This window comes from Polyangium sorediatum (assembly GCF_029946465.1).
Classification (GTDB): domain Bacteria; phylum Myxococcota_A; class Polyangia; order Polyangiales; family Polyangiaceae; genus Polyangium; species Polyangium fumosum.
Map to the genome: position 1 here is coordinate 49,519 of NZ_JARZHI010000061.1, position 13,565 is coordinate 63,083.

Consider the following 13,565-nt stretch of genomic DNA (forward strand, 5'->3'; position numbering starts at 1 on the left):
GAATACACATGTATTCCGAGGAGCCCGACCGACGATTCGAGGCGCGCAGCAAGCTTATCGCCCCTCGGCTAGGGGCAGATTGTGGTGGAGACGATGACGTCGTCGATGTTCCACGAGCCCATCGGGTCGACCCCGGCCGAGGCGACGTTGAAGCCCCAGCGAATACGCATGGTGGCGTTCTTGTGCGGGGTGATGTCGTAGGACACCTTCGTCCAGGCAGAGGCCGTCGAAAGCACGGCGCCGCTTTGCCAGACCTGGACCCAGGCGGTGCCGTTGTACACCTCGATGACGTTGTTCATGTACGGCGTCACGTCGCTGTTCAGCCAGCGCTGGAACTGGAGATAAACGCCGGGCGCCGCCGAGGTGTCGAAGATCGGGCTCGTCAGGTAGTAGTAGCCGTGCGTCGTCGCGCTCTGCGAGCTCGTCGAGCAGCCGCCGACGACCACACCCGCGACCTTGTTGTCGGACGAGGACGAGGTGTCGGTCGCCGGATCGCTGTGGGTGCCGCTCGTGTTCTTGCAGGTGCCGTTGGCGACGGCCGCCTTGACCTCCCACTCGGGGCCGAGGGTCCAGTCGGGGGCGTCGCCGAAGTCTTCGTAGAGGAAGACCGGCGGGCCGCCCGTGCAGCGGAGTTGGCCCTCCGCGCAGGTCGTCGTGCCGCCGCAGCCGCAGGCCGAGCCGCTGCCCGGGTTGCCCTCGTCGATCGTGCCGTTGCAGTTCTCGTCGATGCCGTTGCACACCTCGAGGGTCGCCGACGAGTTCGGCTCGCAGAGGAGCGAGCCGCTCGCGCACTTCAGCGTGCCGGTCCCGCAGGCGCCGGACTGACCCGTCTGGCAGGAGACGCCGCCCTCGGGGTTGTTCTCGTCGACCACGCCGTCGCAGTCGTCGTCGACGCCGTTGCACTTCTCGGGCGCTTGCGGGATGATCGGGAAGCAGTCGATCGTGCTGTTTTTGCACTGGATCGCGCCGTTCGCGCAGACGCCGAGCAGGCCCGTGCCGCACTCGCCGCCCGTGCCGGGGATGTCCTCGTCCACCGTGCCGTCGCAGTCGTCGTCGATGCCGTTGCAGGTCTCGGGGACGGGCATGACGTCGGGGACGCACTCCAGTGCGCCGTTCGTGCAGGCGTACTTGCCCTTGGAGCAGGCGCCGATCAGCTCCGACACGCAGGCCTTCCCCTTCTCGGGGAACGAGTCGTCGACGATCTGATCGCAGTCGTTGTCCAGGCCGTCGCACTTCTCGAGCGTGGGCTGGAGCGGGACGCACTCGTTGAGCTGGCCGTTCTCGCAGGCGACGACCGTGACCTGGCAGGCGCCGAAGCCGCAGACCGTCGGCGCCATGTCGTCGACCGTCCCGTTGCAGTTGTCGTCGATGCCGTTGCAGCTCTCCTGCGTCTTCGGCACGACCTCGCCCTTGCACTTGCTCCACTTGCCATTCACGTCACACGTCTGCTGACCCGCAGTGCAGGAGCCGATGCCCTGCGTGCCGTTGGCGCCCGAGTAGCAGGACTGCGTTTGTCCTTCGACGCAGGGGCAGTCCTCGTCGACGTCCTGATCGCAGTCGTTGTCCAGGCCGTCGCACAGCTCTGCGGTCGGCATGCACGTCGCGCCGCCCGCGCCCCCCTGGCCCCCTTCGCCGCCGGTGCCGCCGCCGGTTCCGCCCGTGGCGCCGGAACCGCCGCCACCCAGCCCCCCGGTGCCGCTTTGTCCCGGGGTTTCGCCGCCCGCGCAGCCAAACGCATGAATTGCCAAGCAGCCAAGCGCCACCAGCGTGGCGGGGATCGTCGATCGCATCGGTCCTCCGAACAACACGAAGCACAGGCGCACCCGCACCCGGACCTCGCACGCAAGACAGAAGGATGTTTCCAGGATTCTCGGGCCGCGTAAAGCGCCGAAGGTGCACGCGGGGCGGTGATCCCGGCACGGGGGACGGGGCTGAGGTAAGCTCGGCGCCATGGTGTCCGGGAGCGCGCCGACGAACAAACGCACGCGAAAACGCGGGCGTCGCGACGTCGGCCGCGCTTTCGCCGTCGCGCTCTGCGTGCTGTTTGCCCTCGTCGGAGCGATCCCGCTCGTCCTCGGGGCGCTCGTGCGCACGGGCACCGTGCGCGCGTGGGCCGCGCGCGAGACGGCTGCGCTCGTGCAGCGGGAGCTCGGCGTCGTCGCCCGCTACCGGGTCGCCGTGCAAGCGTGGCCGATGGCGATCGACCTCGAAGACGTGGTCGTCGACGCGACCGACGGCGGCGCGCCCGTGCTCGCGGTGGAGCGGATCAGCGTTCGTCCGCGGGTGTTCTCCCTGCTCGACGGGGAGCTCGACGTGGGCGAGGTCGAGGTGCTCGGGCCGCGGATCCGCGCCGTCGTCGAGGGCGGCGCGCTGAAGAACCTCGTGTACAAACTGCCGGCCTCGCAGCCCTCGGCCGCGAAGGCGCGGGCCCCGTTCTCCTCGCTCGCCGTGACGGACGCGCGCATCGACGCGCTCGTCGAGGGCGTGCACGTCGTGACCAGCGAGGTCGACGTCGACGTGTCCGCGGAGGACGACGGGGCCTTCGAGATCGCGCTCCGCGCAGGGAAATCGACGATCGTCCGGACGCACCCCATGCCTGGTCGACCGGACGAGGACATGGTCGACGAGGACGTGATCTGCCGGCTCGACACGCGGGTGCGCGTCGACGCGGAGGGGCTGCTCGTGCGGCGGCTCCGCCTCCTCGGGGCGGCGGATCTCGATCCGGACGCGGAGACGAGCCCGGGGTGCGAGCTCGCGCGGGAGGACTGGCGCTCGGTGGAGCTCGAGCTCGGCGCGCTGCGCGTGGAGCTGCCCAAGGGCGGAGCGCCGCTCGCCATGCCTGCGTTTCGTGGCCGCGTGCGGACGCGGCTGCCCGTGCCGCTCGCGCATCGCTTCGTGGACACGCCGTGGCTCACGGGCGCCGTGGGCCTCGACGTGGAGGTCGAGCACGACGGCAAATCCACGCTGCCGCGCGTGGCGGGGCGCATCGAGGCGGATCGACCTGGACTCTCCGGCAAGGTCTTCGCGACGACGTTCGAGGGCGAGCTGTCGATCGCCGAGGACGTCGTGCGCGTGTCGAAGATCGAGCTCACGTGGGCCGATGGCACCGCGACGATCGCGGACGTGAAGATCGAGCCGTTCGCGCCCGGCGCGCCGCTCACGGCGGGCCCGATCGAGGTCCGCGATCTCCAGTTCCCCGGCCTCCTCCGGGATCTCGGCGTGCACCCGCAGGCGCACGTGGCCTGGCACCTCGAACGAGGCCGCTTCGAGCGGTTCACCGGCACGCTCTCGCCGCTCTCGCTCGACGGTCCGATGGAGATCACGACGCGGGACTTCGAGGTCTTCGACAAACCGACGACGGATCCCGCGCGCGGGCACATGATGGGCGTGGCCGAGGGGACGCTGCGCGGCTTCTTCCGGGTGCGGCCGACGGGGATCGTGCTCGACGACGTCGCGATCGAGACGCCGAAGTCGGAGCTGCACACGACGGTGAAGCTCTTCTTCCGGAGCTACCTCGACATCGAGATCGCGAAGGGATCCCACGTCGATCTGTCGGAGCTCTCGCCGCTCAGGAACATCCCGATCGCGGGGATCGCGGACGTCACCGCGGTCGCGCGCGGGCCGTTCACGCGGCCGAAGGTCGAGGCCGACGTGGCGATCAAGGGCTTCGAGTTTGCGGCGTTCTCGTTCGGCGACGTGGAGAGCGCGCGCGTGTTCTTCGAGCCCTTCGATCTGCGCCTCGCCGACGTGCATGTGCGCAAGGGCGAGAGCAAGATCCGCGCGCCCGAGGTGCACGTCGACTTCGACGCGGGGCCGAACGTCGTGGTGGACGCGGAGATCGACACGCAGAGCGCGCCGCACCTCTGGCTCCACGACTTCTACCGGATCGTGCACCTCGACGACGATCCGCGCTTCGCCGAGATCGACGGCAACGCGAGCGGAACGGCGCGGGTGCATTTCGTGGTCGGCGGGCCCGAAGATCGCTGCGGCGCGGGCCGCTTGCGCGTGAAGACGAAGATGCACCTCGAGGAGGTGGCGCTCTTCGGCGAGAAGTACTCCGACGGTGACGTCGACGTTGATCTCGACTGGGAAGATCGCGAGGCGGGCGCGGCGGGGATGAACCTCGACGTGCATGCGGCGAGCCTGCGCAAGGGCGCGGGCTCGCTGCTCGCGACCGTGTCGGTTCGTCCGGGCGGGCGCGTGTCCGGGCAAGCGATCGCCACGGGGATCCCGATCGATCACCTCGACGCGCTCGGCCGCATGGGCAAGCCGCTCGACGGCTCGATCTCGGCGATCGCGAACATCTCGGGCACGGTGAGCCAGCTCGAAGCGCAGGCCGACGTGCAGATCTCGCCGATCCGGATCGGGCCCTCGTCGCTGCCGTCGTCGCAGCTCCGCGTGCTCATGGGCTCCGAAGGCACGCAGGTGAAGACGGTCGGCTGGACGCGCTGCGGCAATCCACGCTCGGGGCCCTTCGATCGCGCCGAGTACGACAGGGACACGTCCGCGGGCACGTTCCGCGTCGACGGGATGCTCGCGGGCGGGCAGCTCGCGCTCTCGGACGTGCGCATCACGCGGCAGAAGCACAAGGTCGTGACGGGCAAGCTCACGACGCGCGGGCTCGATCTCGGCACGCTCGCGAACCTGATCCCGGGCGTCGCGTTCAGCGCCACGCCGCCGCATGGCAGCCTCGACGCGGCGCTCGAGATCCGCCGGCTGCCGCTCGACGATCTCGCGAAGAGCGACGTGGTCGTCACGCTGACGGGGCTCGACCTCGATCGCGGCGGGCGTCGCGTGTCGCTGCAGGGGACGCCCGGGCCGATCGTCGTGCAGAACAACACGCTCGTGCTGCCCGACCTCGAGCTCGTCGTGCAGAGCGGCTCGGGGCTATCGGCGCCGATCGCGCTCGGCGGCCGCGTGCAGCGCCTCGTGACCACGCCCGAGTTCGATGTGGGCTTGCGCGTCGGGCCGCTCGATCTCGGGCGCCTCTCCGCGGACATGCAGCAGGTCTCGCGGGCGCGCGGGTCGCTCGAAGCGAACCTGCGCGTGCAAGGCACGACGAACGCGCTGCGGTACGGCGGTTCGGCGCGGCTGCGCGGCGGCGAGCTCGCGCTGCGAGGGATGCCCGTGTCACTCGACGACATCGAGGTGGACGTCGCGGTCACGAACAGCGAGGTGCGCATCCTGCGCGGCGCGGCCAAGGTCGGCGGCGGCGAGGTGAGCTTGACGGGGCGCATGCCGATTCGCGGCTTCGAGCTCGGCACGGCCGAGGCGTCGATCCTCGCGCGCGGCGTGAAGATGCCGCTCGGCGAGGGGATCAACTTGACCGCGGACGCCGACCTCTCCGCGACGTTCCGGCCCTTCACGAGCGACGAGGAGCGCGCGGAGCGGAACCTGCCCGAGGTGAAGGGCACGGTGTCGCTCACGTCGTTCACGTACTCGCGGCCGATCGCGCTGAGCCTCGACCTGAACCAGCTCGCGGGCGGGCCGAAGCGCACGGCGGTCGAAACGTACGACCCGAAGAACGACGCGCTTCGCTTCGACGTGAACGTGGTCTCGCCGCGGCCGATGCGCTTCTCGAACGGGCTCGTCGACATGCTGCTCGAAGTCACGCCGCCCGGGCTCGCGCTCTCCGGGACGAACCAGCGCTACGGCGCGCGCGGCAACCTGCGCATCCTGCCGGACTCGAAGCTCCGGCTGCGGAACAGTGAGTTCACGGTGCGCGAGGGATCGGTTCGTTTCGACGACCCGCTGCGCCTCGCGCCGCGGATCGATCTCCGCGCGCAGACCGAGTACCGGCGCTACGCGGCGACGAGCGCCCCGGGCGCGGCGCCCGCCGACACGAGCACGAGCGCGGCGGCGACCGCGACGCTCGGGCAGCAGTGGCGCATCAACCTCTACGCCCACGGCAATCAGGAGAACGTGAAGCTCGACCTCACGAGTGATCCGCCGCTCGGCCAGGAGGACATCGTCCTCTTGCTGACGCTCGGCCTCACGCGGGCCGAGATGGATCGTGGCCTCGCCTCGTCGCTCGGCGAGACCGTGGGCCTCGAAGCGCTCGCCGCGCTCACCGGCGCGGACAAGGCCGTGAAGACGATCGTGCCGCTCATCGACGAGTTCCGGTTCGGCACGTCGTACTCATCGCGCACGGGCCGCACGGAGCCGACGGTCACGCTCGGCAAGCGCATCACGGAGGACGTGCGCGCCACCGTGACGACGGGCATCACCGAGAACCGCGAGGTCCGTTCGAGCATCGAGTGGCGCCTCGGCAAACGCGTCATCGTGCAGGGCGCGTACGACAACACGAACGACGTCTCGAGCTCGCCGCTCGGCAACCTCGGCGCCGACTTGCGCTGGCGGCTCGAGTTCGAATGATCGCGCGAGCTCAGCCGAAGCCGGGCAGATCGTCGAGTGCGGCGCGCACCGGCGCGTAGCTCTGCTCGCGACCCGGAACCCAGCGGCGCAGCCCCTCCATGTCGAGGAGCTTGCGGTGCTTGGGGTTCGCGTACGCCATCTCCGAGAGCACGCGCTTGAACGTCTCGGCCTTGTCCGCGGCGAGCGTGGGCATCGCGTCGAACATGCGCAGGTCGAAGGTCGGCGTCGTCCAGAGCACGTCGACGATGCGCGGATCGACGTGCCCCGTCGCCTGCTCGGCCTGGAAGACGAGGCTCCCGACCGCGCCCGCGTGCGCCCGGCCTTCGTGCACGGCCGCGAGCACCGCGAGCTCGCTCGCGCCCGTGTCGCCGTGCTTGCCGACGTCGGAGTCGAACGCGAGGATCTTCACCTGGTTCAGATCCACGCCCGCTTGTTTCAAGTAGTAGAGCGGCAAGATCCGCGACTGCGCCGAGTCGCGTGTCCCCACGGCCAGCACCTTGCCGTGGAGGTCCGTGAGCTTGCGAACGACGACCTCCCGCCGGATGAGGATCTTCGCGCACACATCGCGGTCCCGGTCGCGCATGGCGATGCCGATGGCCTTGCCTTCGGTGCGCCGCTTCACACGCACATGGGAGATGCCGGAGTTCCAGGCGATGTCGACGTGCCCGTGGAGCAGGGCCTCGATCTGCCGCTCGTAGCTGGAGAAAAGCGCGAAATCGAGGGACACGCCGTGCTCCTGGAAGTGCTCACGCATGCCCTCCCAGATGGTCACGACCTTTGGGTCGTATGCGACCGCCCCTATCAGGATCGTCGGATCAGCCATGCCGTACCTTTTGGCGAGCAACTCGGGCGGACGGTAGCATCGGGACGGGCGTCTCCAAAGGGCCGCGAGCCCCTCTGTGCCCCCCATCCACCTCGGCCCGTGCCCATCCCGCGTTTTTCCCGGTCCCAACGAGCCCGCTGCCTGGCCGCAGCATGCTCGCTCGTCTGCCTGCTCGGCGCGGCGACGGCGGGGGCCGACGCCACGAACAACCCGGGGACGAGCCCCGGCGAGAGCGCCGCGCTCGCCGGCGAGGAGCCGCAAGCCGCGCTCGCCGCGCCGCAGCTCGGGCCGCCGCCCGACACGAGCGCGCTCACGGGCAAACCGATCAAGCGCGTCGACGTCGTGACCGTGGGCTCCCGCTGGAGCACCTCGCCGCGCGTCACGAAGATCCGCACAGGCGAGCCGTTTCAGCCCTCGGCCGCGCGAACCGTGATGCGCGAGCTCACGGAGTCGGGGCAGTTCGCGCGCGTGACGGTCGAGGCGATCGCCGAGGGAGACGGCGTGGTCCTGCGCGCGCACGTCTTGCCGCGGCGCATCGTGGCCTCGATCCGCCTCTCGGGCGCGACGCTGGATCGCGCCGCGACGCTCGACGCGGGGCGCGTGCGCGAAGGCGGCGAGATCACGGCGCCGATGTTGACGGAGATGGGCCAACGGATCCGCCGGTACTACGCGGATCACGGCTACCCCCAGGCGAACGTCACCTCCGACGTCTCGGACACGGACGATCCGGGCCGCGTCGTCTTGCGCATCGACATCGACGCGGGCGCGCCGCGCACCGTGTCGCGCCGCTCCTTCGTGATCACGCCCGGCATGGAGCGCGAGCTCGGCGGCCGGGAAGAGCGCTATCGGTTCGGGGTCGGCGCGCGCATCGACGAGCCGCTGCTCGAAGAGGCCGATCGGGAGCTCGCCGAGGCGCTGCGCGAGAGCGGCTTTTACCGCGCCGACGTCAAGCACGCGGTGCGGCTCTCGGCGTCGAGCAGCGAGCTCTTCGTGTACGTCACGCCGGGGCCGCGGATCGTCCCGGTCTTCGAGGGCAACCGCTCCGTCGACGAGGTCGAGCTCTCCGCCGCGGTCGCACCGAAGAAGGGCCTCGAACAGAAGACGCAGGAGCTCATCGAGCGGCTCACCCGCTTCTACGTGCAGCGCGGCTTCCTCGACGCGCGCGTCGTCGCCGAGGAGCGCGGCGGCCCGAACGATCCGGTGCATCACCTCGTGCTGCGGATCGACGAGGGCGAGCAGGTGCGGGTCGTGCAGCGCATCTTCCCGTGCCTGCCGAAGACCTGGAACGCCGAGCAGGTGCGCGGCGAGATCGACAGCTTCCTCGTGGAGGATCTGCCCGGCGACAAAGGTTTTTCGCTGAAGGACCCGAACGCGGTCTCGGCCCTCTTCGGCGGGCGCGGGCCGCGCGCCGTGGCGAGGCCGCTCGATCTGAACCCGGCCGAGACGTACGCGCCCGAGACGTACGAGCGCGCGCTCAAGCACCTGAAGGATCTCGCGTACAGCAAGGGCTACCTCAACGCCGTCGTCGGACCCGTGCAGATCGAGCGCGCGACATGCAGCACGCGTTCGCCCGCGGGGCGCTGCATGCCCGAGCCGCGCGAGCCGAACGAGGCCGTCTGCGCGAAGGACGCCCTCGGCCTCCCGCTGCCGGAGCCGGAGCCCCCGCAGACGCTCGCGTGCCGCCCCGATCCCCTGAAGCACGTCGAGTGCTCGCGCGAGATCGCGCTGCGCATCCCGATGCACCTCGGCCCGCAGACCTTGCTGCACGACGTCGCCTTCGAGGGCAGCCGCACGCTCTCCGAGCAGGCGCTCTTCGAGACGAGCCGCCTCGAGCTCGGCAAGCCGCTCTCCACGATCGAGCTCGAAGCGGCGCGCCTCCGGCTCGTCGAGGCCTACCGCGATCGCGGGTACGCGTTCGCCGAGGTGAAGGCGGCGATCGAGCCCTCGCCCGACCGCACGCGGGCGCGGGCGCGCTTCGCGATCACCGAGCGGGATCAGGTCATCGTCGGCGGCTTCGTCGTGCGCGGCGCGCTGCGCACGAGCGAGGCGCTCATCCTGCGCCGCGTCGTGCTCCAGGAGGGCAAACCCTTCGTGGAGCGCGACGCGCGGCGCACCGAGGAGCGCATCGGCTCGCTCGGCGCGTTCTCCAGCGTCTCGGTGGGCCTCGAAGATCCGGAGGTCCCGCAGAAGCAGAAGCGCGTGCTCGTCACGGTGACCGAGCAGGTCCCGCAGTACCTCGATCCACGCGTCGGCTTCTCCACGGGCGAGGGCCTGCGCTTCGCCGTGGAGTACGGCCACAAGAACATCGCGGGCCTCGCCATCTCGCTCACCTTGCGCGTGCAGCTCTCGTACCTCTTCGACTTCATCGTCCTCGATCCCGGCGTGCGCGCCGACTACGAGAAGAAGCTCAGCGTCGGCCAGCAACTCGAACGCCGGAACACCGCGTCGATCGCGTTCCCCGAGATCGGCCTCGGCCCGCTCGTGAGCCTCTCGATCGACGGCATCGACGTGCGCGACAACCAGCGCGGCTTCGGCATCACCCGCCAGGCGCTCGTGCCCACGCTCGCCTACCGGCCGAGCCGCACGGTCACGATGCGCCTCGGCGCGTCCGCGGAGGTGAACGAGGTCGACGTCTTCAACGAGACCGCCCTCGACTCGCCGATCATCCCGCTGCTCCGTGTCCCCTTCGGCAGCACGTTCGCCGTCGCCGAGCGCATCAACTTCGCGTGGGACGGCCGCAACAGCGCCTTCGCCGCGACGAAGGGCGCGCTCGTCGCGCTCGGCGTCGAGCACGTCAACGCGCTGCCCACCGACGAGGACGAGGCCACGATCAACAGCCACTTCCTGCGCATGTCCGGCCGCGTCGCCGGCTACTTCGAGCTCGGCTCGAAGGGCCCGAGCATCGCGATGAGCCTGGCGGCCGGCTACAACCTCCAGCTCAAGGACGGCAGCTCCACCTACCCCGACCGCCTCTTCTTCCTCGGCGGCGTCGACACGATCCGCGCCTTCCTCGCCGACGCGCTCGTGCCCGAGGACGTCGCGCGTGGGCTCGTCGCGAAGGGCCAGACCACCCGCTCGGCCGTCCTCGCGAACGTCCCGATCCGCGGCGGCGACCTCTCGATCAACCCGCGCCTCGAGCTCCGCGTGCCCGTGACCGACCTCTTCCAGGCCGGCTTCTTCCTCGACACGGGCAACCTCTGGAAGGAGCCGACGGCCATCGACTTCACGCTCCGTTACGCCCTCGGCGCGGGCCTGCGCATCACGACCCCCATCGGCCCGCTCGCGCTCGACTACGGCTTCAACCTGAACCGCCGTCAGTGGGAGGACATCGGCGCCTTCCACTTCTCCATAGGGCTGTTCTAGAGGAATGTTTGGAGCGGACATACCCTGTCCGCTCTCCCGCCGTTCAGCCTTGCCTCCTGAACAGCCGGACAGTATACGCAGCCGAGACGAACGGTTCGTGGCGCAAAACCCGCGACCCAGTACCCTCTTTGCCCCCCTGCCCCCCCGAGGTCGCCATGAGTGACGAGAAAAACCCCAAGCAGAAGCTCGCCGCGCTGGAGCTCGCCATCGCGAGCGTCGAGAAGGAATACGGCAAGGGCGCGATCATGCGCCTCAAGGAGGGGCAGAGCCTGCACGACGACGTCGCCGCCGTCTCCAGCGGCTCGCTCTCGCTCGACATCGCCCTCGGGATCGGCGGCTACCCCCGCGGCCGCATCATCGAGATCTACGGCCCGGAGTCCTCCGGCAAGACCACGCTGACCCTGCACGCGATCGCGCAGATCCAGCGCACCGGCGGCGTCGCCGCCTTCATCGACGCCGAGCACGCGCTCGACGTGAACTACGCGAAGAAGCTCGGCGTGAAGACGGACGAGCTGCTCATCTCGCAGCCCGACTACGGCGAGCAGGCCCTCGAGATCGCGGACATGCTCGTCCGCTCGAACTCCGTCGACATCATCGTCATCGACTCCGTCGCCGCCCTCGTGCCCAAGGCCGAGATCGAAGGCGACATGGGCGACAGCCACGTCGGCCTCCAAGCCCGCCTCATGAGCCAGGCGCTGCGCAAGCTCACCGGCACCGTGGCCCGCTCGAACTGCCTGCTCATCTTCATCAACCAGATCCGCCTGAAGATCGGCGTGATGTTCGGCAACCCCGAGACGACGAGCGGCGGCAACGCCCTCAAGTTCTACTCCTCGGTGCGCATGGACATCCGCGCCATCGGCAAGATCAAGGAGGCCGCGGCGACCGGCAAGGAGCCCGCCGTGGTCGGCAACCGCACCCGCGTGAAGATCGTGAAGAACAAGATGGCGCCGCCCTTCCGCGAGGTGGAGTTCGACATCCTTTACGGCCAGGGCATCAGCCACGCCGGCGACGTCATCGACCTCGCGACGGAAGCAAACATCGTCGAGAAGAGCGGCGCCTGGTTCTCCTTCCAGGGCGAGCGTATCGGCCAGGGCCGCGAAAACGCCCGCACCTACCTGGAGCAGCACCCCGAGGTGCTCGACCGCATCGAGGCGCTCGTGCTCGCCAAGCACGGCATCCAGCGCTCCGGCAAGGCGCCCGAAGCCGCCCCGGCCGGCAAGAAGGGCGACGCCGCCCCCGCCGAAGGTCGCCGCGCCCCCGCGAAGACCAACTGAACCATCCCCGAGGGGGCCTCCCTCGTGGCAGGCTCCCTCTCGTCACCATGAACCTCTACGTGATGCGCCACGGCCTCGCGGCCGACAGCTCGCCGTCGGGACGAGACCGCGATCGTCCCCTCACCCCCGAAGGCATCCTCGGCGTCGAGGAGATCGGCAAGACGTTGCGGACCCAGCAAGGTCCGACGCTCAGCCGCATCGTGGCGAGCACCTACGTGCGCGCGCATCATACCGCAGAGCTCATGGCCCGCGCGCTCGGCGTCGCGGCGATCCCGATCGAGACGTTCCCGGAGCTCGAACCGGACGAGTCGCCGCCGGTCGCGCTCCTGCGCGAGCTCGCCGCAGCGGACGCAGACGCGCTGCTCGTCGGCCATCACCCGATGGTGATCGCGCTTCTGCGCTTGCTCGTGCGTGACGTCGGCGAGCTGCCGCTCGGCTTGCACCCAGGCATGCTCGTGGGTGTCGCGCGCCCGAGCGAGCCGAACGTGACGACGCAGATCGGCGGCTCCTTCCGCGTGACGACGGTGCTCCGCCCAGGCCGCTGACGCGCGCGCTCGCGCTCGACAGGCAAGGCGCGCCGCGCTACGCCCTCCCCCTCCCCTGTTTTCAAGCGAGATCGGAAGCGTGCAGGAAGAGACGAAGGCCCCCAAGACCCCCGATCCCGAGCGGGCCATGACGGCACTCGCCTGGGCCGTCGAGCGCGCCGAGCGAGGCACGCCCCCGCCGCCTGCCGAGCCAGGCGCCGCCCCCACGCACCCCGTCGCGGACAGCGAAGACTTCCGCGCCGCCTCGTCGCTCTACCTCCCCGACGTCCGCCGCACCATCGACCGCATCATCATGTCGCGCGACGCCGAAGACGGGCTCGACGCGCTCCTCGAATGCGGCGCCCTCGGCGCCATGTTGCCCGAGGTCAAAGCGATGGTCGGCTTCGGCGACGGCGAGTGGCGCCACAAGGACGTCTGGAAACACACGAAGCAAGTGGTTCGCCAGGCCGTCCCGCGGCTCGAGGTCCGGTGGGCAGCGCTCCTGCACGACATCGGCAAGGTCAAGACGCGCACGATCTCGCCTTCGGGGGAAGTTCACTTCTTCGGCCACGCCGAGGTCGGCGCGCGCATGTTCGACCGGCTCGACCGGCGTTTGCCGATCTTCAACCCCGAGCCCGCGCTGAAGAGCTCGGTGCGTTTCCTGATCCTGCACCACCTGCGGGCAAGCCAGTACGAGGCCTCGTGGACCGATAGCGCTGTGCGCCGGTTCGCGAAGGAGATGGGTGATCAGCTCCAGGACCTGCTCGACCTGTCGCGCGCAGACATCACCACGAAGCGGCCAGAAAAGAAGAAGAAGGGCCTGCGCCAGATCAGCGATCTCGCCGACCGCGTGGAGCAAATCCAGAAGCTCGACGCCGTCGTGCCCCCGCTGCCAAGCGGCATCGGCGACGAGATGATGCGCGCCTTCGGCCTGCCCCCGTCGCGCAAAATCGGCGACCTGAAGAAGGCACTCGAAGCCGCGATCGACAGCGGCGAAGTGCCGTCGCACCAGTGTGCCGACGTGTACCTCCAGTTTTTGCGGGAAAACGCAGGGCGGTTCGGGCTGTAGGCAGGCGGCGCCGCGCCCGGGGCTCTGCCCCGGACCCCGCGGGGGGCTGTCCGCCCCCTCGACCCCGGACCAGCCAGGGGCTGGACCCAGGGTTGAAAAACTGCGCTCCGCGCAGTTTTTCAAACAGGCCGACGAAG

Annotated in this window: 7 protein-coding genes; 5 read left to right on the top strand and 2 right to left on the bottom strand. The window is 69.9% G+C overall.

Translation table 11 applies throughout. The features are described 5' to 3' along the window. Positions 1–68: 68 nt before the first annotated feature. Positions 69–1,790 (bottom strand): MopE-related protein, encoded by a 1,722-nt coding sequence (locus tag QHF89_RS39085; protein WP_284721505.1) that lies wholly within the window; start codon positions 1,788–1,790, stop codon positions 69–71. A 160-nt stretch (positions 1,791–1,950) separates the two neighbouring features. On the opposite strand from QHF89_RS39085, the gene QHF89_RS39090 reads away from it, so the two are divergent. After that, positions 1,951–6,375 (top strand): translocation/assembly module TamB domain-containing protein, encoded by a 4,425-nt coding sequence (locus QHF89_RS39090; protein ID WP_136968369.1) that lies wholly within the window; start codon positions 1,951–1,953, stop codon positions 6,373–6,375. A gap of 10 nt (positions 6,376–6,385) precedes the next feature. Here QHF89_RS39090 and QHF89_RS39095 read toward each other — a convergent pair whose 3' ends face one another. Further along, a complete protein-coding gene (locus QHF89_RS39095) occupies positions 6,386–7,198 on the bottom strand; it encodes a phosphate/phosphite/phosphonate ABC transporter substrate-binding protein (protein WP_136932991.1) in 813 nt (270 codons plus the stop codon). 99 nt (positions 7,199–7,297) lie between these two features. On the opposite strand from QHF89_RS39095, the gene QHF89_RS39100 reads away from it, so the two are divergent. From QHF89_RS39100 to QHF89_RS39115, 4 genes are all read left to right on the top strand, one after another. Then, a complete protein-coding gene (locus tag QHF89_RS39100) occupies positions 7,298–10,561 on the top strand; it encodes a POTRA domain-containing protein (protein WP_136968368.1) in 3,264 nt (1,087 codons plus the stop codon). Positions 10,562–10,716: 155 nt separating this feature from the next. Continuing rightward, the gene (gene recA, locus QHF89_RS39105) at positions 10,717–11,835 is read left to right on the top strand and encodes a recombinase RecA (RefSeq protein WP_136968367.1); all 1,119 of its coding nucleotides are present in this window, start codon (positions 10,717–10,719) and stop codon (positions 11,833–11,835) included. Between the two features lie 47 nt (positions 11,836–11,882). Next, positions 11,883–12,380, top strand: coding sequence for a SixA phosphatase family protein (locus QHF89_RS39110; RefSeq protein WP_136968366.1), 498 nt, complete (start codon positions 11,883–11,885; stop codon positions 12,378–12,380). Between the two features lie 79 nt (positions 12,381–12,459). Beyond that, positions 12,460–13,428, top strand: a complete 969-nt coding sequence (locus tag QHF89_RS39115; protein ID WP_284721506.1) for an HD domain-containing protein — start codon at positions 12,460–12,462, stop codon at positions 13,426–13,428. Positions 13,429–13,565 lie beyond the last annotated feature (137 nt).

What these genes read in the sequence shown, in the direction of transcription:
- QHF89_RS39110 (WP_136968366.1), top strand. Translation starts at nt 11,883, where the DNA reads ATGAACCTCTACGTGATGCGCCACGGCCTCGCGGCCGACAGCTCGCCG.
- QHF89_RS39085 (WP_284721505.1), bottom strand. Translation starts at nt 1,790, where the DNA reads ATGCGATCGACGATCCCCGCCACGCTGGTGGCGCTTGGCTGCTTGGCA.
- recA (WP_136968367.1), top strand. Translation starts at nt 10,717, where the DNA reads ATGAGTGACGAGAAAAACCCCAAGCAGAAGCTCGCCGCGCTGGAGCTC.
- QHF89_RS39095 (WP_136932991.1), bottom strand. Translation starts at nt 7,198, where the DNA reads ATGGCTGATCCGACGATCCTGATAGGGGCGGTCGCATACGACCCAAAG.
- QHF89_RS39090 (WP_136968369.1), top strand. Translation starts at nt 1,951, where the DNA reads ATGGTGTCCGGGAGCGCGCCGACGAACAAACGCACGCGAAAACGCGGG.